This window comes from Micrococcus endophyticus, from assembly GCF_014205115.1.
GTDB lineage: Bacteria > Actinomycetota > Actinomycetes > Actinomycetales > Micrococcaceae > Micrococcus > Micrococcus endophyticus.
The window spans coordinates 1842921-1865026 of the sequence record NZ_JACHMW010000001.1; the positions used below are offsets into that span (position 1 = coordinate 1842921).

Here is a 22106-nt window from a genome sequence, read left to right on the forward strand (position 1 = left end):
GTGACTGCCCTCACCAATATACTAGGACATCCAATAATCTGCGATGCGGCGGCCCGCGGCCGGTCCGCTAGCGTTCTGACCGTGCAGAACTCCCTCCGCCCCGCCGCCGACTCCCCCACCGGCCCCCGCGCCCACGCCTCGGGCCGCACCGAGCAGCTCTTCGGCATCCGCCGCCACGCCGCCATGCCCGAGCGCGACGGCGCCCTCAACCCCGCCGCGTTCGAGGCGGGCCCCTGGTGCCTCGACCTGGACGGGCGCCCCACGGGCGCGGCCGCCACCGTGATCATGGACAACGCCACCGCCGTGGCCGTGCACCACGCCGCGCCCGGCGTGGAGACCGTGGTCACCACGGAGCTGCAGATCAACGTCCTCGCCCCGCTGCCGGCCTTCGACGCCGCCGCGATCACCGAGGGTCGGACCGAGGGCCCGCTGCTCGAGTGCTGGACCCGTCCCCTGTCCTGGGACGCCGGCGGCGGCGTGGGCCGCGCCTGGCTGGAGGACGCCGAGGGCCGCCGCATCGTGGAGGCGACCGGCTGGTTCCAGGCCGTGCCCACGGGCGCCCCGGAGAACCGGGCCGCGTTCACCGCGGCCGCGGCCCTGCCGCGCGGCCCCGAGACCCGCGTGCCCATGCCGGGGCTGCTCGCCGCGCGCCCGGAGACGCTGCCCCCGGCGGACCGCGCGGTCCGCCCGGCCGTCACCGCCGCCGTCGCCCCCGGCGCCCGGTTCGCGCCGAAGCCGGAGCTGGCCAACCCCTCCGGCGCCGTGCACGGCGGCGCCATGACGCTGCGCGCCGTCGTGGCGGCCCAGGCGGCCATGCCGGACCGCGAGCTCTACGACGTCCAGGCCGTCCGCGTGGTGTTCACCCGGCCCGGCCACGGCGAGATGGTCGCCCTGACCCGCGTGCGCCACGCCGGCCGCTCCCTGCGCCTCGTGGACGTGGACCTCGTGCCCGTGGGCGAGGACGGCGCCCCGGTCGCCGAGAAGCCGATGGTCCAGGTGCAGGTCACCTTCCGCGCCGCCCGCTGACCCCGGGTCGCCGGCCCCGGACGCGACGGCGCCCCCTGCCCCCGTGCGATCCACGGGAGGCGGGGGCGCCGTCGTCGGCGGCGGCTCGGGTCAGAGAGCGTCGGCCTTGGGGCGCGGGGCGACAGTGCGCGTCACCTTGCCGCCCACGGCGTCGATGGAGCCGGTGACCGGCACATCCTCGTGGCCGAGCAGGTCCGTGGGCCGCAGCATGGCGACGCCCACCAGGGCGATGGCCGCGGTCAGGAGGAAGAAGTACATCGGGGAGGCGACGTCGCCGGTCTCGTTGATCAGCCAGCTGGCGATGAACGGGGCGGAGCCGCCGAACACGGCCACCGGGACGTTGTAGCCCAGGGCGATGCCGGTGGAGCGGACGTGTGCCGGCATCAGCTCGGTCATGGTGGCGTAGGGGACGCCGCAGTACAGGCCGGTGGTGATGCCCAGCGCCAGCAGCGAGGGCACGAGCGGCAGGCCGCCGTCCGTCCCGGGGGCGGTGAGGAAGAACCAGACCACGGCTCCGGCCACCAGCACGGCGCCGATCGCCAGCATGGGGCGGCGGTCGCCCATGCGGTCCGAGATCGCGCCGCCGACGGGCATGAAGGCCGCCGCGGCGGCGCCGGTGAGCAGCACGAGCCAGAAGATGGCCCCCGGGGTGAGCTCCAGGATGGTGCGCATGTAGGTGGTCAGGTAGGTCAGCACCAGGTAGAAGGTGGAGCCGAGCAGGGTGATGAGGGCGCCCATCAAGAAGAGCTGGCGCTGGTAGCGCAGAGTCTCGCGCAGCGGGGTCTTGGAGGTCTTGCCCTCGGAGTGCAGGCGGCGGAACTCGGGGCTGTCCTCGAGCTTCATGCGGATGAACACGGCGACCACGCCGAGGACGCCGGCGAGGAGGAACGGCAGGCGCCAGCCCCACTCGGCCATGGCCTCGGTGCCGATGATCGCGCCCAGGCCGTTGGCGACGACGCCGCCCAGCAGCAGGCCGGAGGCGGCGGTGACCATGAGGAAGGAGGTGGCGAAGCCGCGGCGGCCCTTGACGGCGTACTCGGCCACGAAGGCGGAGATGGTGGAGACCTCGCCGCCGGCGGAGAAGCCCTGCACCAGGCGCATGAGCACCAGCAGGATCGGGGCGGCGACACCGATGGTGGCATAGGTGGGCAGCATGCCGATCACGGCGGTGGCGCCGCACATCAGGCCCAGGACGATCATGAGGGTCTTGCGGCGGCCGATCTTGTCCGCGAGGGGGCCGAAGAACAGGCCGCCGAGCGGCCGGACGAAGAAGCTGAGGGCGAAGACGGCGAAGGCGGCCAGGATGCCGACCATCGGGTTCTCGCTCTTGAAGAAGTTGGCGGCCACGTACACCGCGAGGAAGCCGTAGACGCCGTAGTCGTACCACTCGATGAGGTGGCCGGCGATGGCTCCCACGAACGCCTTGCGGCGCTGGGCGGGGCTGACGTGGGTGTCGGACTCGGCGGGGTGTGCGGTCGGCGCAGCGGAGAACTCGGCCAAGGTGACGCTCCTAGGGTGCGGGGGACACGTCGGCGGGCGGCTTCGACGTGTTGCAGATCACACTAGGGGTCGACTGTTGGACATCAAACATTTTTTCTCCGCGTTCCATCAGGTGGACACCGGGAGGGGTGGAGTGGACGGCGGGGCGCGCTACCCCCGAACGACGGCGCCCCCTCCCGATCCGGGAGGGGGCGCCGTCGTGATGCGGGGCGAGGGACGTGCTCAGCGGCCCACGGTGCCGAACTTCGAGGCCGCCGGGGCCGTGAAGGAGGGCCGCAGCAGGAACCAGGCGGCGGCGGTGACCGCCACGCTGACCAGGAACACCACGAGGCCCCACGCGTCGGTGGCGTCGCCGCGCGAGGTGTACATGTGGTTGAGGTTCTTCAGGGCACCCGTGAAGAACACGAGGAACACGTGCGTCAGGATGAACAGGACGAAGAACAGCATCACCGGGAAGTGCACCTTGCGGGCGGCCTCCATGGGGAACGCCCTGTTCAGGCCCTTCGCCTCCGTGGGGAACCAGGAGGACATGCGCCAGCCGGTGAGCGCGGCGAGCGGGGCGGCCACGAACACCACGAGCGTGTACGAGAGCATCTGCAACGCGTTGTAGTGCACCCAGCCGTTCTCCGTGGGCCAGTCCAGGGACAGGTACTGGATCCCGGCGGAGAGGGCGTGGTGGAACACGTACGGGTCCGTCGGCACGATCCGCGCCCACTGGCCCGTGACGAACAGCAGCACCACGAACACCACGCCGTTGAGCAGCCACAGGGCGTCGAGGGCCTGGTGCGTCCAGATCGTCAGCGAGAACTTCTTCGGGGTGTTGCCGCGCGCGGAGAACGCGCCGTCCTTCTTCGGCGTGAAGTTCGCCGGGGGCCGGGTCTCGTTGCGGATCTGCAGGCCCGTGCGGATGATCAGCACCATCAGGAACATGTTCAGGAAGTGCTGCCAGCCCAGCCACGGCGGCATGCCCACGGGCGTGCCCTCGGCCAGGGCCGGGTGTCCGTCGTAGGCGGCGATGAAGTCCGCCACCGGGTCCAGGGTCCGCAGCCAGCGGGCCGCCAGCACGGCCACCAGCGCCAGCACGACGACGCCGGCCACCAGCGGCAGCGCCTTCCGCAGCCGGGACGGGGCCGGGGCCTCCTCGGCCGCGTCGGTCTTCTTGGTCGCCCGGGCCGGGCGGCCGGAGGCGGCGGCCGGCTCGGCGCGCGGCGGCTGGGCCGCCGAGGCCGGCGGCGCGGAGCGGGTGTCCGGCGCCGTGGGCGCGACGGCAGCGGCCGCCGGCTGAGCCGGTGCGGCGGGGGCCTGCGCGGCCGCGGTCGTCGCCGGGGCGGTAGCACCGGCGATGGCAGTCGTTGCGGTCGGTGCGGCGGGCTCGGTCACGGCGGGCTCGGCCGCGGGGGCGGCGTCGTCGTGGGCGGCCTCGAGCACGGTGGGCTCCGCCGTCTCGCCGGCGGGCGCGGCGTCCGCGGCGGCCAGCTCGGCGAACCACTCGCCCTCGCGGGCCAGGGGCACGTAGCCGCCCATGCGGCGGCGCTGCCCCAGCGGCACGAGGTCGGACTCGACGGCCACGGGGGCGGCGGCCGCGGGGCGGGCCGCGGCGACGTCCTGCTCGGCGAGCCGGGGCTGCGCGGCGGCGGGCTCGGCCGGGCGCGGGGACTGCGTCGGTGACGCGGAGGCGGCGATCGGCGCGGGGGCCGCGGCCGGGGCACCCGCGGGGGTGCCCGAGACCGGAGCGGCCGCCGGGGCGGCGGCGCCGCCGAGCCACTCCGCCTCACGGGCGAGCGGGACGTAGCCGGCCATGCGCTGGCGCGAGGCCAGGGGCGTCAGGTCGGATGCCGGCACCGGCGCGGGCGCGGCGGGGGCCTCGGCGGCCGGGACCGCCGCGGGGGCATCGACCACGGGGACGTCGGACGCCGGGACGCGGGGCGCCGCCACGTCGGACACGGGGGCCGGGACGGCCGCGGTCGCCGCGCCCGCCGCGGGGGCGGCCGGGGCGGGCGCCGTCGTCGTCGCCGGCGCGGGCTCGGTCTCGGCGGGGGCGCCCTTGAGGGGGACGTAGCCGGCCATTCGCTGGGGGGACATGCTTCTCCTCGTCCGAGGGGCGCGGTCCGGGGTGGACCGCGCCCGCAGCGGTTCAGCCGCGTCGGGCGCGCAGCTGCTCGATGACCTGCGGGACCACCTTGAAGATGTCCCCGACCACGCCGAAGTCGGCGTGCTCGAAGATCTCGGCGTCCTCGTTCTTGTCGATCGCCACGATGGTCTTCGCCGTCTTCATGCCGGCCAGGTGCTGGATGGCGCCGGAGATGCCGAGGGCGATGTACAGGTTCGGGGACACGATGACGCCGGTCTGGCCCACCTGGCGGTCCGCCGTGGTGTAGCCGGCGTCGACGGCGGCGCGGGAGGCGCCCACGGCCGCGCCGAGCGCGTCGGCGAGTTCCTCCACGATCGCGAAGCCCTCCTCGGAGCCCACGCCGCGGCCGCCGGAGACGACCGTCTTGGCCCCGCGCAGGGCGGGACGGTCGGCCTGCTGGACGCGCGGCGTCGTCTCGAGCACGCGGGCGCCGGCGGTGACGGCACCGAGCTCGGCGGCGGCCACCTCCACGACCTCGGGCGAGGCCACGGCCGGGGCGCGGTCCGAGACGGCGCCGGGGCGCATCGTGATGATCCGCGGGCCGCCCTCGCCGGTGGACTCGCTGAGGAAGTCGCCGCCGAACACGGAGTGGCGGGCGATCACCTCGTCGTCGGCCCAGCGCAGCGCCACGGCGTCCGCGCACACGGGGCCGCGGGCACGGACGGACAGGCGTCCGGCCACGGCGCGGGACTCCGGGCTGCCGGAGAGCAGCACGGCCACGGGGGCGGTGCGGGCGGTCACCGCGGCGAGGGCCTGCACGGCCGCGTCGCCCAGGGTGCCGGCGGCGTCCTCGGCCACGAGCACGTGCACGCGGGCGGCGCCGAGCTCGCCCAGGCGGGCGACGGCGGCGTCCTGGGACGCGGCGCCCGTCACCAGGACGGCCTCGGGCACGCCCACGGTGGCCGCGGCGCCGAGCAGCTCGGCCACGACGGGGCGCAGGGCGCCGTCCGCGCCGAGCTCGGCGTGCACCAGCACGGTGCGGCCGCTGGTCACGGCGTCGTTCTGCATGGTCATCTCGGTCTCCTCCACGTTCGCGCTCACACCAGCCCCCGCCCGGCGAGGAAGTCCACCAGCTGCTGGGCGGCGGTGCCGTCGTCGGACACCTTCTCGCCAGCCGCGCGCTCGGGGCGCGTGTCCGCCGAGACCATCACGGAGCGGTAGGCGGCCTCGGCCGGGCCCGCGGCGATGCCCAGGTCGGCCAGGGACAGCACGGTCAGCGGCTTCTTCTTGGCCGCCATGATGTTCTTGAAGTTCGGGAACCGCGGCTCGGCGGTCTTCTCGGTCAGGCCGGCCACGGCGGGCAGGGCGACGGCGGCGCGCACGTCCGCGTCCGAGGTCGCCACGGTGCCGGTCAGCTCGCCGTCGGCGAGCTGGGGGGCCTCGGCGTGCGGCAGGTAGGGGCGGTCGAGGAGCTCGGCCACCATGGCCGGAACGACGCCGGTGCCGCCGTCGGTGGACACGGTGCCGGCGAGCACGAGGTCGGCGCCCTCGCGCTCGACCGCGGCGGCGATCACGCGGGCCGTCTCCACGGCGTCGGAGCCGACGAGCGCGTCGTCCGTGACCTGCACGGCGGCGTCCGCGCCCATGGCGAGCATCTTGCGCAGCGTCTTCGAGGAGTCCTCCGGGCCCACGGTCAGGGCCACGATCTCCGCGTCCGTCCCGGCGTCCCGCCAGCCGAGGGCGACCTCCATGACCCGCTCGCTGATCTCGTCCGGCACGGGCTCCGCGGCGCCGTCGCGCACCACCCAGCCCGTGTCCAGGCTCAGCTCACGCTCCTGCCACGTGTCCGGCACCTGCTTGGCCAGCACCAGGATCTTCACGGCGTCTCCTCCTCGCGTCGCGTTCTCGCCCCGGGGCCTCACACCCCGGGCACAGTGACCTACGCTACAGAATAGGGGCCGGCCCACGGCGCGGCCGAACCGCCATCCACCGAAGATCAGGGGAGCCTCCGTGAGCCCTGCCGCACCCTCCGCCGACCCCGCCGACGGCCCCGCCGACGGAGATCGGCCCGACGTCCCGGCCGTCCCCGCCTCCTCCCTGATGCTGGTGCGCCCGGAGCAGGACGGGGACACCTCCGTGTTCGCGCTGCGCCGCGCCGGGAGCATGGCCTTCAGCGCCCACGCCACAGCCTTCCCCGGCGGCCGGGTGGACCCCGCCGACGACCTGCCGGACGCGCTGTGGGAGGGCACCGACCTGGTCGCCTGGGGCCGCCGACTGGGCCTGCCCCACGAGCCGGTGGACGCCCTGGGCACCCTGGCCGCGCTCGACCCCGCCGAGGGCGCCGGCCGCGTGCTCGCCGCCGCCGTGCGCGAGACCTTCGAGGAGACCGGCGTGCTCCTGGCCCGGGACGCCGCCACGGGCGCCCCCGTGGACCCGGACCGCGTGGCGGCCCTGCCCGATGACCTGCGCGACGCCGTCGAGCGGCACGAGGTGGACTTCGGCGACCTGCTGCGCGACGAGGGGCTGCGCCCGGACGCCGGCGCGCTCGTGCCGTGGTCCCGGTGGATCACCCCGCACGGCGGCCCGCGCCGCTACGACACGTTCTTCTTCGCCGTGCACCTGCCCGCGGGCCAGAGCCCCGAGCGGATGTCCTCGGAGGCCGCCGAGCACGGCTGGGCCTCCCCCGCCGAGCTGCTGCGCCGCTTCCGCGCCGGCGAGGTCAACCTCATGGCCCCCACGTGGTGGCAGCTGCGCACCCTCGCCGACGCCGGCGAGGACGTCCACGCCGGGCGCTCCCGGTTCGAGCCGCTCGAGGGCGTCATGCTCGTGGCCGGGCAGGGGCCTGCGTTCAGCCACGCGGACGAGTACCTGCGGGACCTGGCCGCGTTCCGGGCGGCCGCCCAGGTGGAGGAGTCGAAGGACAACATCCTCTGAGTCGCGCCCTCCGATCACTCCCTGCTGGGCGCACTACTGCCACGTAGACGTCGGCCTACCTGGCAGTAGCGCGCCCGGCTCCATGGCCCCGGACCCCGCCTGCCCCTAGGGTGGGGGTGCGCCGGGACGACCCGGCCGCGCGTCGTCTGCCACCACCCCCGGCCGCCGCGCCCTCCGTCCCCACCCCAAGGAGCCTGAGCATGGCGCTGAGCGTCCTCGACCTGTTCTCGATCGGCATCGGCCCGTCCTCGTCCCACACGGTGGGTCCGATGCGCGCCGCCCGCCGCTTCACCCAGAGCATGGACCAGCACGGCGTCCTGCAGCGCACCGCGCGCGTGGAGGCGGAGCTGTTCGGCTCCCTCGCCGCCACGGGCATCGGCCACGGCTCGGACACCGCCGTGCTCCTCGGCCTGGCCGGCCAGGACCCGGAGACCATCGACCCGGACGCCTGCGTGGGCCTCGTGGACGAGATCCTCCAGGGCGGCCACATGCCCCTGGACGGCCGCCACGAGATCGCCTTCGACCGGCAGAAGGACATGACACTGCACATGCGCCGCACGCTGCCCGGGCACCCCAACGGCATGCGCCTGACAGCCTTCGACGCCGACGGCGAGCAGCTGCACACGCGCGACTACTACTCCGTGGGCGGCGGCTTCGTGGTCACCTCGGACGAGCTCGAGGCCGAGCTGGACGAGAGCCGGGACGTCAGCCGCCACGACGACGGCGAGGGCGGCGAGCCCTACCCGTTCGCCACGGGCGCCGAGCTCGCCGGCCGCTGCCGCACCAACGGGCTGAGCATCGCCGAGCTCATGCTCGCCAACGAGGCCACCCGCCACGACCCGGGCGAGCTGCGCACCCAGCTGCTGGCCATCTGGGACGTCATGCAGGAGTGCGTGCACAACGGCGTCACCCGGACCGAGCCGATCCTGCCCGGCGGACTCAAGGTCCGCCGTCGTGCCCCCGCCCTGCGGGCCCACCTGCTGGAGACCACCGACCGCACCGACCCCATGTGGGCCATGGAGTGGGTCAACCTGTTCGCCCTGGCCGTGAACGAGGAGAACGCCTCCGGCGGGCGCATCGTCACCGCCCCCACCAACGGCGCGGCCGGCATCATCCCGGCCGTGCTGCACTACTACATGCGGTTCGTGCTGCCCCAGGACGCCACCCAGCAGGAGCGGGACGACAAGGTGGTGGAGTTCCTGCTCACCGCCGCCGCGATCGGCATCCTGTACAAGCGCAACGCCTCCATCTCCGGCGCCGAGGTCGGCTGCCAGGGCGAGGTCGGCTCGGCCTGCTCCATGGCCGCCGGCGCCCTCTGCGCGGTGCTCGGCGGCACCGTGGACCAGGTGGAGAACGCCGCGGAGATCGGCATCGAGCACAACCTCGGCCTCACCTGCGACCCCGTGGGCGGCCTCGTGCAGGTGCCGTGCATCGAGCGCAACGCCATCGCCTCCGTGAAGGCCATCAACGCGGCCCGCCTGGCCCTGCTCGGCGACGGCTCCCACCGCGTCACCCTCGACCAGGCCATCAAGACCATGCGCGACACCGGCGCGGACATGAAGTCCAAGTACAAGGAGACCTCGCGCGGCGGCCTCGCCGTGAACGTCATCGAGTGCTGACGCCGCGGCCGGGGGCGGCCGGCTCGCGCCGTCGTCGTGGTCCCGGACACGTGTACTGACGACGACGGAGCGCGGCTCCACCCGGGGCGTGAGGCGGGGACGTGGGCTAGGGTGGGGCAGAATTCCTCCTTCCCCAGACGCGAGAGGACACCCCCGTGGCCATTCATCCTGTGGACGCGACCCTGCAGGCCGCGACGATCGACCCCGACGAGCGCACCGAGAAGCTCCAGGGTGTCAAGCTGGACGGCGGCGGCTGGAAGTACGCTCTGACCCGCGCCGTCAAGGAGTTCGGCAACGACGGCGGCACCGACCTGGCCGCCAAGCTCACCTACTACATGGTGCTCTCGTTGGCGCCGGCCCTGCTCGCGGTCTTCTCCATCCTCACGCTCGTGCTGGCCTCCAACCGCTCGGCCGTGGACGACCTCGTGCAGCAGCTGGCGGGGATGGTGCCCCCGGACTACGAGACCGTGGTGTCCGACGTCGTGAACAACCTGATGGGCCAGGCCGGCGGCGGCATCATCGCCCTGATCGTCGGCATCCTGACGGCCGTGTGGTCCGCCTCGGCCTATGTGAAGGCGTTCAACCGCGCCTCGAACCAGGTCTACAACTACTCGGAGGGCCGCGGCTTCGTGAAGCTGACGCTGACCAACCTGCTGACCACCATGATCATGTTGGCGGGCATCGTGCTGACGCTCATCTCCCTGGCTCTGAACCGCTCCTTGGTGGAAGGCCTGATCGCGCCCATCGCCCAGCCCCTGGGCATGACCTCCGCGGTGAACTTCCTCTCGGACACCTTCCTGCCGATCTGGGCCTGGGTGAAGTGGCCGGTCGTTATCATCCTGCTCCTGGTGCTGATCGCCACCCTGTACTACATGACCCCCAACGTGAAGAAGCCCAGCTTCCGCATGTTCGGCCCGGGCAACATCTTCGCGCTGGTCGGCATGGTGCTGGCCGCCGTGGGCCTGTACTTCTACTTCACCACGCTCGCCGGCTACTCTGCATACGGCGCCATCGGCGGCGTCATGGCCCTGCTCTTCGCCCTGTGGATCTTCAACATCGTGCTGCTGCTCGGCCTGGAGATCGACACCGAGGTGGAGCGCGCCAAGCAGCTCACCGCGGGCATGCCCGCCGAGGACGCCGTGAAGCTGCCCCCGAAGGACGTCTCCGCCCTCGAGAAGAAGGTCGAGAAGCAGGAGCAGCTCGAGGAGAAGGGCTACGAGCTCCGCGCCACCCACGAGGACCGCTGACCGGTCCCCGACGTGCCCGACGACGGCCGCTCACCTCGCGGAGGTGGGCGGCCGTCGTCGTCCGCGGGGCAGGGCCGGGCACTTTCGTGCGGGAAACGGGAGCCTGGCGGGGCGCTTTCGTGCGGGAGACGGGAGCCGGCGCGGGCTCAGCGCTTCGCGGCGCGGTACCCGTCCGCCTCGGCCGCGGCGGCGGAGGCGTAGCAGTTGCGGGCGTTAGTCCGGCCATAGTGCTGCTGGCCGGGCACGTGGTAGATGAAGGAGTTGTCGTTGCCCTTGACCGGGAAGTCGTCCGGGCACACGAAGTCCGCACCGGGCACAGGGCCGGAGCCCGCGGCCAGGGCGGGGACGGGGGCGGGCTCGGCGACGGCGGCCGGCGCCTCGTCCTCCACGGGCTCGGGCGCCTCCTCCACGGCGCACTCACCGGAGAACAGCCCGACGCCGTCCGCGCGGGCCTGCTCCCACGCCGCCTCGACCTCGGGAAGGAACCGGACGTTGCCGTCGAAGACCACGGGCTCGCCCAGGCCGAGGCGGGCCATCTCGGCGTTGACGAGGACCCCGTCCACGAAGACGCCGGCCAGCAGGCGGTCGTGGCGGTCCAGGAGAACGTCGTCGTACTGGAGGACCACGGTGTCCCCGGGGCCGATCATCGACTTCAGGGCGGCCGTGGCCTCCGGGCCCTGGCACTGCACCGGCTTCGAGGGATGGCGGGTCTCCGGCGTGTCGATGTTCAGTAGGCGCACCGGCGTGGAGACCCCGTCCAGGGAGACCCGCAGGGTGTCGCCGTCCGCCACGGACTGCACGACGGCCACGTCTCCCTCGACCCCGGCCGTGCCGCCCCACGCAGCGTCCTCGGCGCTCCCGGCCGCGTCGAGGTCCTCCTCCTCGGCCGCCGCGGCGGCCGCCGCACGGGACTCCTCCGCCCGGCGGGAGCGCTCCGCCTCGCGGGAGTCCTCGGCGGCTCGGGACTCCTCCGCACGGCGCGCCTCGGCAGCCCGGGACTCCTCTGCACGTCGGGACTGCTCGGCCTCGCTGGCCTGTGCCGCCGCGCGTGAGGACTCCGCCGCCCGGGATCGGTCGGCGGCCTCAGCCGACGCCGTCGACGAGACGGCAGGCGCGGTGGTCGTCGCGGCGGCACCGCTGGACGGGGCGCCCGCCGAGGCGGGGGCCGCGACGTCGTCGCCGGAGGCCGCGGGGGTGCAGCCGGTGAGGACCAGGGAGAGGGCCGCCGCGGCGACGAGGCCGGCGCGGGGGAACAGGCGAGGGGTCAAGGCAGCTCCTGGCGAGAGGTGGGGAGGGCATGAGGAAGGGCCCCGCCGTCCGGCAGGGCCCTCGGTGTGGCCTCATCCTGGCACAGGGAACGTCCAGGTGACGCCATGGTGACGCCCGGGGAGGCTCCCGTTTCCCGCACGAAAGCACCCGGAAGGCTCCCGTTTCCCACACGAAAGCGGCGGGGCTGACGGTGGGGGAAGCAGCCCGCCAGGGTCAGCGGCGGCCGTCGACGGGGTCGTCGCCGCCGTCGAGGGCGTCCAGGACGAGGTCGCGGGCCTCGCCCGTGGCCGAGCGGCGGGAGAGCAGCAGCGCGGCGACCCAGCACAGCAGCACGATCGCGGCGCCGCCCCACGCCAGCACGGCGAGGCTGCCCGAGAGCAGGCCCGAGCCGTCCGCGCGGCCGACGCCGATCCACACCAGGCCCCAGGCGAGGGCGAACGCCGGGGCGGGGCGGCCGCCGTCGTACACCGCGGTGAATGCGCCCACGAGCACGGCCACCACGATCATGATCTTCGCCCACGTGGTCGGCTGGAACGGGTCGCCGGTCCAGCCGGTCGAGGCCAGCCACGCGGCCACGTTCGCCACGGTCGCGATCGAGACCCAGCCCAGGTGCAGGCCCTGCACGCCGTCCAGCAGGATGCGCTCGCCCCAGCTGTGGGCGCGGGCGGACTCGAGGAGCATGAGGATGCGGCACAGGCTCGCCAGCAGCAGGACGATCACCACCACGCTCAGCCCGAGCAGGCCCAGCTGCACCGTCCAGATCCAGGCGGCGTTGAGCAGCACGGAGACGAGGATCCAGGGGCGCAGGCGGTCGTGCCGCGCGGACTGGGCGGACGGCAGGAACTGCCACACGGCGTACGCCAGCAGGCCCGCGTAGATCACGGACCAGATGGAGAACGCGGGGCTCGCCGGGGCCACCCAGGTGGCGTCCGGGCCGAGCCAGCCGCCCGAGGCCTCGGCCACGGGGGCGAACCCGGCCACCACGCCGGCGCCGAGGAACGCGGCCACCAGGGCCGCCAGCACCACGAGGAGCATGGCGACGCGGCCGCCCGGGGAGGCCAGGCCCGTCCCGGAGCTGGGGACGCGGCCCGCGGCGTCGGGACCGAAGGTGCTGCGGTGCGAACCGAGGTCGGCGGCGGTGCTCATGGGTGCTCCCGTGGGTGTGGGTCGGTCGGGGTGTCGGGGGTGCGCCCCGGCGGGGCGCGCGTCAGGGTCAGCGTAGCCGCCGGGCCGCCCGGGGGCACGGGTCGGGGGTGGGGCCCTCCTGCACGACGCCGCAGGCCCGGCCCGCCTCGAGGGCGGACCGGGCCTGCGTGGAGTCCGGCGCGGGGCCGGGTCGGGCGATCAGGCGCCCGGGACGGTCTCCGGGGTCTTCTCGGACACCGGGTCGAGCACGAAGTCGTACTCCACGTCCACGCCCTCGCCGGCGGGCTTCGGGTCGAGGATCAGCTCGGGCTTCACGGCCGAGGCGATGTCGTCGTCGTTGTGCTCGTCGCCGGGGAAGTACAGCTGGGCGGTGAGCAGCTCGTGGCCGGGGGCCGACACCTTCAGGTGCAGGTGGGCCGGGCGCCAGGCATGCCAGCCGGCGGCGGCGATCAGCTGGCCGCACGCGCCGTCGGTCGGGATCTGGTACGGCGCGGGCTGCACGGTGTTGATGGAGTAGTTGCCCTCGGCGTCCACGGGGAAGGAGCCGCGCAGGTTCCACTCGGGCAGGTTCGGGGCGAACTGCGAGTAGAAGCCGTCGTTGTCGGCGTGCCACAGCTCGACCTTGGCGTCCTTGAGCGGGGTGCCGTCGGTGGAGCGGACCTGGCCGTGGAACACCATGGCGGTGCCGCCCTCGTCCTCACGCATCGGGATGGTGTGGCCGTCGGCGGGGACCGGGGCGTCCGGCACGTAGTACGGGCCCTCGATGGAGCCCTTGTTGCCCTCGCGGTGCTCGGTGGCGACGTCCTCCACGGAGTGCTCGAGCCACACGTCGAGGAAGAGGGGCCACTCGCCGTCGTCGCCGACCCTGATCAGCCACGCCTTGAGGGCGTTGTACTCCTCGTAGGTGACCTTCTTCTCGAGGACGATGTCGTTGGCGGCCTTGATCAGGGCGCCGGCGAGCTCGCTGACGCGGGCCTGGTCGACCTGGGCGGCGCCGGTCTTGCCGGCGCGGCGGAAGTTGTCGGTGGCGGCGTTGCCGGCGGCGGCGGCGGACTCGTCGCCGGTGAACTCGTTGGGAACCATGGTGAGGCGTCCTTTCGCGGGGACGTGCGGGGTGCGGCGGTGGTGACACAGCGTGATCGGCGTCACCATCGAGATCAGGCTAGGACGTCTTCTCAGCCGAGGGAAAGACGCAATCGGGCATGATTGAGAGCCTGGTGCTCTCAATCACGTCAGAGGGCGGCGCGGTCCTCGGCGGTGGTGAAGAAGTCCTCGGCGATGGCGTTCGGGTGCGTCGCCAGGGGGGTCACGCGCACCTTCATGTACGGGAACATCGGGAAGCCGGAGAGGATCGCGTGCAGCTCGTCGTGGGAGTCCACGTCGAACACGGAGTGGTTGGCGTACTCGCCGACGATCCGCCAGATCCCCTTCATCACGCCGCGGCGCTGCAGGTCCCCGGAGTACTCCTTCTCCCGGGCCTGGAAGCCGGCCTTCGTCTCGTCGCTCATGGTCTCCGGGAACGTCACGTCCATCCGGGCGAGGAACAGCATGGGGGTCTCCTTGCGTCGTCTTCGGGGGTGGGCGACGCCGGCCCGGTGCGGGCCGGCGTCGGGCGCGGTGGGCGCCGGGGTCAGCGGTCGGTGCGGTATCGGGTGAGCTTGTCCTCGTCGATCGCGGCGCCCACGCCGGGGACGTGGCGCACGGCGATGCGGCCGTCGCGGATCTGCAGGGGCTCGGCGAGCAGGTCGTCGGCCATGTCCAGGAAGTTGGACAGCTCGCCGGCGCGGCGGGAGGTGGCCTCGAAGGCGGCGCCGAAGGTGACGGTGGCCAGGGAGCCGACCTGGGTGTCGATCTGGTTGCCCATGGTCACGTCCACACCCAGGCCGGTGCACAGGCCGAGGATCTCCTGCGCCTCGGTGAAGCCGGAGCGGGCGGTCTTGATGCAGATGGCGTTGCAGCCGCCGGAGAGCAGCTCGCGGGAGGCGTCGCCGGCCGTGGGCACGGACTCGTCCCCGACCACGGGGATGGGGGACTTCTCCACCAGGCGACGGCGGCTCATCGCCTCCTTCGCGTCGCACGGCTCCTCGAGCAGGCTCAGGCCCAGGCCCTCGGTGCGGCGCAGCACCTCCATGGCCTCGTTCGCGGTCCAGCCGCGGTTGGCGTCCAGGTAGAGATCGACGTCGTCGCCGAGCCCCTCGCGCAGGACGTGGCAGGCCTCGATGTCCAGGGAGAGCGGCCGGCGGCCGGTCTTGAGCTTGAAGGTGGTGATCCCGTACTCCTCGCCGAAGTGGCGCGCCTCGTCCAAGAGCTCCTGGGCGGGCTTGAAGCCGAGCATGTGGCTCACGCGCATCGAGTCGGTCCACCCGCCGAGCAGCGTCGTGACGGGGGTCTTCAGGGCCTTGCCCATGGCGTCCCAGAGTGCGATGTCCAGGGCGCCCTTGGCCACCTGGTTGTGGATGGTGCGGCGCATCACCGCGTGGATCTGCGAGCGGTCGAACACGCTCAGGCCCACCACGTGGGGCGCGAAGACCTCCTCGAGCACGTTCTTGATGGACACCTGGGTCTCGCCGTAGGTGTATGGGCGCGGCGGGGCGTCGGCCTCGCCCACGATCCCGTCCTCCGTGTGCACGCGCACCAGCACGTGGTCGGCGGTCTGGACCTCGCCGGAGGCGAACTTCAGGGGGTGGGTGTACGGGATGGCGTACGGGATGGCCTCGATGCGGGTGATCTTCACTCACGTCTCCTGGGCGGGGCGGTCGGGGTCGGAGGTGGGGTCCTCGCCCGCCTCCGCGAGCGCGGCCGCGGTGCGGCGCGCGAGCTCCACGAAAGCGGGGACGAGGGGGCTGCGGGCGTCGGCCTTGGCGGCCACGGCGAGCTCGACGTCGGGCATGTCCGACAGGGGGCGGAAGGCGACGCCGGAGACGGCGCCCGGGCGGCGGACGTCGTCGGGGACGACGGCGACGCCGAGTCCGGCGGCCACGAAGGCCATCACGGTGGAGGTCTCCCCCGCGCGCTGGACCAGCCGGGGGCGGAAGCCGACCCGGCGGGCGGCCTCCTGGACGATCGCGGTGAGCGCGGAGTCCTGAGGGTAGGAGACGAACTCCTCGTCCACGAGGTCGGCCAGGGCGACGGGGCCGTCCTCGGCGGCGAGCCGGTGGCCCGCGGGCACGGCCAGGAGGAGGCGGCCGGCCTCGACGGGGGTGAGCGTCAGTTCGGCGGCCCGCACGGGCGGGCGGAGCACGGCCACGTCGAGGCGGTTCTCCAGGAGGGCGTCCTCGAGGGCGGGGGTGATCGTCTCGCCGGTGATCTGCAGGCGCACGCCCGGCATGGCGTCGCGGGCGGCCCGGACGATCGCGGGCATGAGCCGGTAGGTGGCCGAGCCGACGAAGCCGACCCGCAGGATGCCGGCGGCGCCGCGGCCGACCTCGCGGACGTCGTGCTCGAGGGAGGCGAGGTCGGTCAGCAGCTGCCGCGAGCGGTCCAGCATGAGCCGGCCGGCGTCGGTGAGGTCCACGCGGCGGGTGGTGCGCTCCAGGAGGGTGACGCCGAGGGCGGCCTCGAGCTGCTTGATCTGCTGGGAGAGCGGGGGCTGCGCGATGTGGAGCCGCTCGGCCGCGCGGCCGAAGTGCCGCTCCTCGGCGACGGCCACGAACGAGCGCAGGTGTCGGATCTCCACGCGGCTCACAGTAGTGACGCGCCACACGGCGGGGGAAAGACCAGGCGAGGACAGATTGAGAGGCTCCACCTCTCAATCCTTTCGCACTCTGTCCTCCTGATCCATGAAAGGCCTCCCTAGAGTGAGCCGGAGCACTCCGCTCCCCGTCTCCTCCCCTGAGGTCATCCATGTCCTCCTCCCTCGCCTTCGAGGGCCGCGCCGTGGCCGCGCCGCCCTCTGGATGGCCGTGTGGTGGATGACGGAGGCCGTGCCGATCCCCGTCACCTCGCTGCTGCCGATCGTCCCGTTCCCGCTGTTCGGGATGGGCACCATGGCCGAGGTGGCCTCCCCCTACGCCAACTCCGTGGTGTTCCTCGTGATGGGCGGCGTCATCCTGGGCCTGGCCACCGAGAAGGCCTACCTGCTGGAGAACCACGACTACGACATGCAGTTCGGCCGGTGGATGCTCGTGGGCGTGCCGTGGGCGATCGTCATGTTGCTCATCGCCTGGGTGGTGCTCACCAAGCTCGTGTTCCGCGCAGAGGTGGACCGGGTCCCCGGCGGCGCCGAGATGATCCGCGGCGAGCTCGCCAAGCTCGGCCCCATGACCACGCCGGAGCGCCGCATCGCCCTGATCTTCGCGACCGCGATCTTCTTCTGGGTGGCCGTCCCCTTCATCGCGGACATCCCGGCCGTGGCCGACGTCGCCCCGTGGCTGGGCACCATCGACGACACCCAGGTGGCCATCGCCGCCGCCATCGCCTGCTTCATCGTCCCGGCCCGGCGACGCGGCGAGGACGCCTCGCAGACCGCCCTGCTGCAGTGGTCCGCCGCCAAGGAGATCCCGTGGGGCCTGCTGCTGCTGTTCGGCGGCGGCCTGTCCCTGTCCGCCATGTTCACCAACACCGGCTTCAGCCAGTGGCTCGGCGGCCAGGTGGGCGGCCTCAGCGGCGTGCCGGCCTGGGTGGTGCTGCTGATCGTCGTCGTGGTGGGCCTGGCGCTCACCGAGCTGATCTCCAACACCGCGACGGCGGCCGCCTTCTTCCCGATCTTCGGCGCCGTGGCCCTGGGCCTGGGCATGGACCCGATCTTCATGACGATCGCCGTGACCCTGGCCGTGTGCTCCGCCTACATGCTCCCCGTGGCCACGCCGTCGAACGCCGTGGCGTTCGGCTCCGGCGAGGTGAGCATCAAGCAGATGGTGCGCGCCGGCGTCGGGCTCAACGTCGTGTCCATCGGCCTGATCATGCTCGTGATGTACACGCTCGTGCCGGCCGTCTTCGGCTGACCGGACGGCGGAGGGGCCCCTACCCTGTGCCCATGAGCGACGCGCCCGACGCCGTGGTCCTGGCCCTGCCGTACCGGCGGCCGTTCGCGTTCGACCACCTGCTGCGCTTCCACGCCGCCCGCGCCGTCCCCGGCGTGGAGCACGTGGACGAGGCCGCGTACACGCGCGTCCTCGCGCTCCCCCGCGGGCCCGCCGTCGCCGTGGTGTCCGACGACGACGGCGCGGTCCGCCTCGAGCTGCGGCACGCGCACCCCGACGACGTCGCGGCGGCGGCCGGGCTCGTGCGGCGGATGCTCGACCTGGACGCCGATCCCCAGGCCGTGGACGCGGCCCTGCGTGAGGATCCGGCCGCGGCCCGGTCCGTCACGCGGTTCCCGGGGCTGCGCGTGCCCGGGAGCCCGGACCCCCACGAGAGCCTGTTCCGCGCGATCGTCGGCCAGCAGATCACCGTGGCACGGGCCACCGCCCTGCTCGCGGACATGGCCGCCCGCATGCCCTCCCTCGGATTCGACGGCCCGGTGGATCGGCTCTTCCCGACCGCCGAGCGGATGGCCGAGGGACTGCACGCCCTCTACCGCGGCCCCGCCGCCCGCCGCGAGGCGCTTCGGGGCGCCGCCGAGGCGCTGGTCGAGGACCCCGACCTGCTGGAGCGGACCCGGGACCCGGAGGCGCTGAGCGAGACGCTCGTGGGCCTGCGCGGCGTCGGTCCGTGGACGGCGGCGTACGTGAGCATGCGGGTGCTCAATGCGCCGGACGTCCCCCTGCCCGGGGACGCGGCGGTGGCCACGGGCGCCCGGCTCCTCGGCGTCGACGACGCGGCCGCCGCCTACGAGCGGGTCCGCCCGTTCCGCTCCTCGTTCACGATCCACGCGTGGAACGCGGCTGCGGGCGGCTGAGACGCGCCCTGCCCCCAGCGCACCGGTCGTGACGGGGTGCCCTGCCTCGCCTCGCCTACGCTGGCCTCATGAGCACCCCCTCCCCCGTCGGACTGCTGTTGGACGTGGACGGCCCCGTGGCCTCCACGCAGACCCGGACCGTCCCGGACGGGATCGTCGCCACCCTGGTGCGCCTGGCCGGCCGCGGCGTCCCGGTGGGCTTCAACACCGGCCGCTCGGCGGACTTCCTGCTGCACAGCGTGATCGGCCCGCTGCGCGCCACCGGCCTGCCCGCCGACGCCCCGTTCTTCGCCGTCTGCGAGAAGGGCGCCGTGTGGTTCCCGTTCTCCGCGGTCCCCGCCGGAACCCTGCCGGAGGTCACCGTGGACGCGCCGGCGCCCGCCTGGGTCCGCACGGATCCGGCGATGGCCCTGGACCCCGGCCTGCGCGAGCGCATCTGGGAGCTGAGCCGCGAGCGCGCCGGGGACCTGCAGTTCGTGGACCGCACCAAGCTCGCCATGGTCTCGCTCGAGATGCGGGTGGGCGCGGACCAGGCCGCGTACGAGGCGGTGCGCGACGACGTCGCCGCGGGGGTCGAGGAAATGCTCGCCGAGCGCGGGCTCGCGGACGAGGTGCGCGTGGACCCCACCGTGATCTCGGTGGACGTGGAGCACCGCTCCTCCGGCAAGGACCTGGGCGTGGACCGCTGCCGGGCCCTGATGGCCGAGGCGGGCGTCCCCGTGCCCGGCCGGTGGTTCACCGCCGGGGACTCGCGGACGGACTACGCCATGGCGGACCGGCTGCACGCGATCGGTCTCGCGGTGGAGCACCTGGACGTGCGGCCGGCCGACGGGATCCCCGCCACCCCCTACCCGGTGCTGACCGCCGCGGACCTGGCCGGCCGCGGCGTCGGGAACGCGGAGGACGTGCACGAGCGGGCGGGCGAGTCGCTGCTGCGCTGGGTGGAGCGCGACCTGCTGGACTGATCGCGGGGCACTATAGGCGCCCGCCCGGCGCCCAGCACCAGTGTGACGCTGGCACGTCACGCGACGTCACGCAGGGCCCGCCGGCGTCACGCGAACTGGCGGCGGGGCCCCGGCCGACGCTGGACTGCCCCCCATGACCGCGCAGACCCCCGCCACCGCCCCGGCCGACGACGCCCCGCTCGAGGTGCCCGTCCTCGACCTGTCCGGGATGCGCCGCCCCGATGGCTCCTTCGACCCGGACTTCCTCGCACGGCTGCGCCACGCGGCCCACCACGTGGGCTTCTTCCAGATCGTGGACTACGGGGCCGCGCCCGGCCAGGTGGACGACCTCTTCCGCGTCACCGCGGAGTTCTTCGCGCGGCCCGAGGCCGAGAAGCTCGCCCTGCACAACCAGGACTCGCCCCACTGGCGCGGCTACTCCGCCGTCGCCGCCGAGCGCACCCAGGGCCGCCCCGACTCGCGCGAGCAGCTGGACTTCTCCCCGGACCGCGCCCCCGTGCCCGCCGAGCGCATCGGCGAGGGCGAGGAGTACTGGCACCTGCAGGGCCCGAACCGGTGGCCGGCGGACATGCCCGAGCTGGAGCGCTCGGCCATGGCCTGGACCGCCCTCATGGACCGTGTGGGCGAGGACCTGCTGAAGGCACTGTGCGTGGCGATCGGCCTGGAGGAGGACCACTTCGCGGAGGCCTTCGACGGCGACCGCGCCTGGATGGCCAAGCTCGCCCACTACGTGGGCGGCGTGGCCGAGGCCGGGACGCAGGGCGTGGGGCTGCACGCCGACTACGGCTTCATCACGCTGCTGCTGCAGGACGAGGTGGGCGGCCTCGAGGTCCGCCCGCACGGCCAGGACGCGTGGCTGCCCGTGGAGCCGATCCCGGGCGCGCTCGTGGTGAACCTCGGGGAGATGCTCGAGGTGGCCACGGACGGCTACCTGATGGCCACCATCCACCGCGTGCAGTCCCCGCCCGAGGGCGTGGGCCGCTACTCGGTGCCCTTCTTCTACTCGCCGCGCCTGGACGCCGTGATCGAGCAGGTGGAGCTGTCCGCCGAGCTCGCGGCGGACGCCCGCGGCGCCTCGGACGACCCGGTCAACCCCATGCTGGCCTCGTTCGGCTCGAACATGCTCAAGGGCTTCGTGCGCGCCCATCCGAAGGTGACCGAGCGGTTCCACCCGGAGCTGCTCGGCCGCTGAGCCGGCCGTGACCGTCCCGAGTCGAGACCGTGACCGTCTCGTCTCACGACCGTGACCGGACCGTGCTTCTCCCCGCTCGACGGGGCCACTAGATTCTTGCTCGGCAACACGGCAGGGGGGCATCGTCCCAGGCCAGGCGCCCGGGGCGAGGACTCCCTCCTCCCGTACCGCAGGACCTGACTCCTCGAGGAGAACCATGCGCACCACCGCTCGCACCCGTCCCGCCCGCCTCGCCGCGGCCGCCCTCGGCGCCGGCATCCTGCTCACCGGCATCGGCGCCGCCCCGGCCCTCGCCCAGGAGACGGCTCCTGCCGCCTCCACGTCCACCGCCGCCGCCTGGGCCGCCGAACACGGGATGCCCGTGGGCCACGTGACCCCGATCTGGGAGGCGGACGGCCCCACCACCCAGAGCCGCCTCGATGCCTACTGGAACGTCGATGCTTCCGACCTGAAGATCGAGCTCTTCTCGACCGCCGACCCGTCCGTCCGCGTGGAGGTGCCCTTCACCTTCGACGCGGAGCTCAGCGAGGGCCGCCTGGACATGGCGGCGACCCGCCCGATGCTCGGGGCAGCGGCCAGCAACCCCGTGACGTACGTGCTCTCCGTGAAGGGCGAGGAGGTCGCCACCCTGCAGCTCGGCGCGGACGCCCAGCCTGGCGACGACCAGCTGGCCGAGATCACCGGTGGCGGAGGCGCGCAGGTGCTCGGATTCGACATGCTGCCCGAGTCCTTCACCACAACGAAGCTCACCACCGCAGACGAGCCGTACGCCCGGGTCGGTCCCATGTGGCCGGAGGGCAGCCCGAAGGGCGTGCTGGTGCAGGAGCCGCGGCACGGCGACCTCGTTCCGGTGATGGCGTCGTGGGACCCGAGCGTCGTCGACCGGTACCTCTACGTGGCCGACGCCGGCTTCACGGGCAAGGACACCGTGGTGTTCGAGTACTCGGACGGCTCCCGGACCAGCACGGAGACCGTCGTGGTGTCCGTGGGCGACCCGCGCGTGGCCGAGTACGGCCCCTCCCTCGACCCGGCCTACGGCGACTACGAGGAGTCGATGGCCGCCATCCAGGACTTCCTCGCGCAGCGCGACGGCATGGGCACCCCCGCCCCGGACGGCGAGCACACCGTCCCGGAGAAGGTCGAGACCGGCTCCGCCACCGCCTGGTGGCTCGCCGCCGCCGGCGCCCTCGGCGCCGGGGCGCTGCTCCGCCTCCGCCCCGCACGCCGCGGGGCCTGACGGAGTCGGGGCCCGTCGTCGTCGGACCGGGGAGGCCGACGACGACGGGCGGCCGACCCTC

19 protein-coding genes are annotated in these 22106 nt (G+C 73.8%); 9 read left to right on the forward strand and 10 right to left on the reverse strand.

The features are described from left to right. Positions 1–81 precede the first annotated feature (81 nt). Positions 82–1026, forward strand: a complete 945-nt coding sequence (locus tag HDA33_RS08415) for an acyl-CoA thioesterase domain-containing protein (RefSeq protein WP_184172482.1) — start codon at positions 82–84, stop codon at positions 1024–1026. A gap of 90 nt (positions 1027–1116) precedes the next feature. On the opposite strand, the gene HDA33_RS08420 is transcribed toward HDA33_RS08415, so the two are convergent. From HDA33_RS08420 to HDA33_RS08435, 4 genes are all read right to left on the reverse strand, one after another. Then, positions 1117–2526 carry an MFS transporter gene (locus tag HDA33_RS08420; RefSeq protein WP_184172484.1) on the reverse strand — a complete coding sequence of 470 codons (1410 nt, stop codon included), beginning with the start codon at positions 2524–2526 and terminating at the stop codon, positions 1117–1119. A 222-nt stretch (positions 2527–2748) separates the two neighbouring features. Next, a complete protein-coding gene (locus tag HDA33_RS08425; RefSeq protein WP_246416920.1) occupies positions 2749–4608 on the reverse strand; it encodes a cytochrome b/b6 domain-containing protein in 1860 nt (619 codons plus the stop codon). Positions 4609–4660: 52 nt separating this feature from the next. Then, complete coding sequence (locus HDA33_RS08430; protein ID WP_184172486.1) at positions 4661–5698, reverse strand: FAD-binding protein; 1038 nt, start codon at positions 5696–5698, stop codon at positions 4661–4663. Further along, a complete protein-coding gene (locus tag HDA33_RS08435; RefSeq protein ID WP_017489388.1) occupies positions 5695–6477 on the reverse strand; it encodes an electron transfer flavoprotein subunit beta/FixA family protein in 783 nt (260 codons plus the stop codon). Before HDA33_RS08435 ends, HDA33_RS08430 begins: the two co-directional genes overlap by 4 nt. Positions 6478–6607: 130 nt before the next feature. On the opposite strand from HDA33_RS08435, the gene HDA33_RS08440 reads away from it, so the two are divergent. The 3 genes from HDA33_RS08440 to HDA33_RS08450 all read left to right on the forward strand — a co-directional run bounded on the left by HDA33_RS08440 (position 6608) and on the right by HDA33_RS08450 (position 10397). Further along, complete coding sequence (locus HDA33_RS08440; RefSeq protein ID WP_184172488.1) at positions 6608–7531, forward strand: NUDIX hydrolase; 924 nt, start codon at positions 6608–6610, stop codon at positions 7529–7531. Positions 7532–7731: 200 nt separating this feature from the next. Further along, entirely contained in the window at positions 7732–9150 is a 1419-nt protein-coding gene (locus HDA33_RS08445; protein ID WP_184172490.1) for an L-serine ammonia-lyase, read from the forward strand. Between the two features lie 155 nt (positions 9151–9305). Continuing rightward, positions 9306–10397, forward strand: a complete 1092-nt coding sequence (locus tag HDA33_RS08450) for a YihY/virulence factor BrkB family protein (RefSeq protein ID WP_338104306.1) — start codon at positions 9306–9308, stop codon at positions 10395–10397. A 146-nt stretch (positions 10398–10543) separates the two neighbouring features. Here the strand turns inward: HDA33_RS08450 and HDA33_RS08455 are convergent, their stop codons facing one another. The 6 genes from HDA33_RS08455 to HDA33_RS08480 all read right to left on the reverse strand — a co-directional run bounded on the left by HDA33_RS08455 (position 10544) and on the right by HDA33_RS08480 (position 16488). Continuing rightward, a complete protein-coding gene (locus HDA33_RS08455; RefSeq protein WP_246416921.1) occupies positions 10544–11665 on the reverse strand; it encodes a thermonuclease family protein in 1122 nt (373 codons plus the stop codon). 214 nt (positions 11666–11879) lie between these two features. Beyond that, the gene (locus HDA33_RS08460; RefSeq protein WP_184172492.1) at positions 11880–12812 is read right to left on the reverse strand and encodes a tryptophan-rich sensory protein; all 933 of its coding nucleotides are present in this window, start codon (positions 12810–12812) and stop codon (positions 11880–11882) included. A gap of 198 nt (positions 12813–13010) precedes the next feature. Further along, positions 13011–13895, reverse strand: coding sequence for a catechol 1,2-dioxygenase (gene catA / locus HDA33_RS08465; RefSeq protein WP_184172494.1), 885 nt, complete (start codon positions 13893–13895; stop codon positions 13011–13013). Positions 13896–14044: 149 nt separating this feature from the next. Next, positions 14045–14362 (reverse strand): muconolactone Delta-isomerase, encoded by a 318-nt coding sequence (gene catC / locus HDA33_RS08470; protein WP_184172496.1) that lies wholly within the window; start codon positions 14360–14362, stop codon positions 14045–14047. 80 nt (positions 14363–14442) lie between these two features. Then, positions 14443–15546, reverse strand: a complete 1104-nt coding sequence (locus tag HDA33_RS08475) for an enolase C-terminal domain-like protein (protein WP_184172498.1) — start codon at positions 15544–15546, stop codon at positions 14443–14445. Beyond that, the gene (locus tag HDA33_RS08480) at positions 15547–16488 is read right to left on the reverse strand and encodes a LysR substrate-binding domain-containing protein (protein WP_338104307.1); all 942 of its coding nucleotides are present in this window, start codon (positions 16486–16488) and stop codon (positions 15547–15549) included. Between the two features lie 247 nt (positions 16489–16735). Between HDA33_RS08480 and HDA33_RS08485 the strand changes: the two genes are divergently transcribed. The 5 genes from HDA33_RS08485 to HDA33_RS08505 all read left to right on the forward strand — a co-directional run bounded on the left by HDA33_RS08485 (position 16736) and on the right by HDA33_RS08505 (position 22045). Further along, the gene (locus HDA33_RS08485; RefSeq protein WP_338104308.1) at positions 16736–17755 is read left to right on the forward strand and encodes an SLC13 family permease; all 1020 of its coding nucleotides are present in this window, start codon (positions 16736–16738) and stop codon (positions 17753–17755) included. A 32-nt stretch (positions 17756–17787) separates the two neighbouring features. Then, positions 17788–18651 carry a DNA-3-methyladenine glycosylase family protein gene (locus tag HDA33_RS08490; RefSeq protein WP_184172502.1) on the forward strand — a complete coding sequence of 288 codons (864 nt, stop codon included), beginning with the start codon at positions 17788–17790 and terminating at the stop codon, positions 18649–18651. 68 nt (positions 18652–18719) lie between these two features. Next, entirely contained in the window at positions 18720–19616 is an 897-nt protein-coding gene (locus HDA33_RS08495; protein WP_184172504.1) for an HAD family hydrolase, read from the forward strand. Positions 19617–19749: 133 nt separating this feature from the next. Beyond that, entirely contained in the window at positions 19750–20808 is a 1059-nt protein-coding gene (locus tag HDA33_RS08500) for an isopenicillin N synthase family dioxygenase (protein ID WP_184172506.1), read from the forward strand. A 196-nt stretch (positions 20809–21004) separates the two neighbouring features. Beyond that, entirely contained in the window at positions 21005–22045 is a 1041-nt protein-coding gene (locus HDA33_RS08505) for a hypothetical protein (RefSeq protein ID WP_184172508.1), read from the forward strand. Positions 22046–22106 lie beyond the last annotated feature (61 nt).

What these genes read in the sequence shown, in the direction of transcription:
- HDA33_RS08425 (WP_246416920.1), bottom strand. Translation starts at nt 4,608, where the DNA reads ATGTCCCCCCAGCGAATGGCCGGCTACGTCCCCCTCAAGGGCGCCCCC.
- HDA33_RS08445 (WP_184172490.1), top strand. Translation starts at nt 7,732, where the DNA reads ATGGCGCTGAGCGTCCTCGACCTGTTCTCGATCGGCATCGGCCCGTCC.
- HDA33_RS08460 (WP_184172492.1), bottom strand. Translation starts at nt 12,812, where the DNA reads ATGAGCACCGCCGCCGACCTCGGTTCGCACCGCAGCACCTTCGGTCCC.
- catA (WP_184172494.1), bottom strand. Translation starts at nt 13,895, where the DNA reads ATGGTTCCCAACGAGTTCACCGGCGACGAGTCCGCCGCCGCCGCCGGC.
- catC (WP_184172496.1), bottom strand. Translation starts at nt 14,362, where the DNA reads ATGCTGTTCCTCGCCCGGATGGACGTGACGTTCCCGGAGACCATGAGC.
- HDA33_RS08490 (WP_184172502.1), top strand. Translation starts at nt 17,788, where the DNA reads ATGAGCGACGCGCCCGACGCCGTGGTCCTGGCCCTGCCGTACCGGCGG.
- HDA33_RS08495 (WP_184172504.1), top strand. Translation starts at nt 18,720, where the DNA reads ATGAGCACCCCCTCCCCCGTCGGACTGCTGTTGGACGTGGACGGCCCC.
- HDA33_RS08500 (WP_184172506.1), top strand. Translation starts at nt 19,750, where the DNA reads ATGACCGCGCAGACCCCCGCCACCGCCCCGGCCGACGACGCCCCGCTC.
- HDA33_RS08505 (WP_184172508.1), top strand. Translation starts at nt 21,005, where the DNA reads ATGCGCACCACCGCTCGCACCCGTCCCGCCCGCCTCGCCGCGGCCGCC.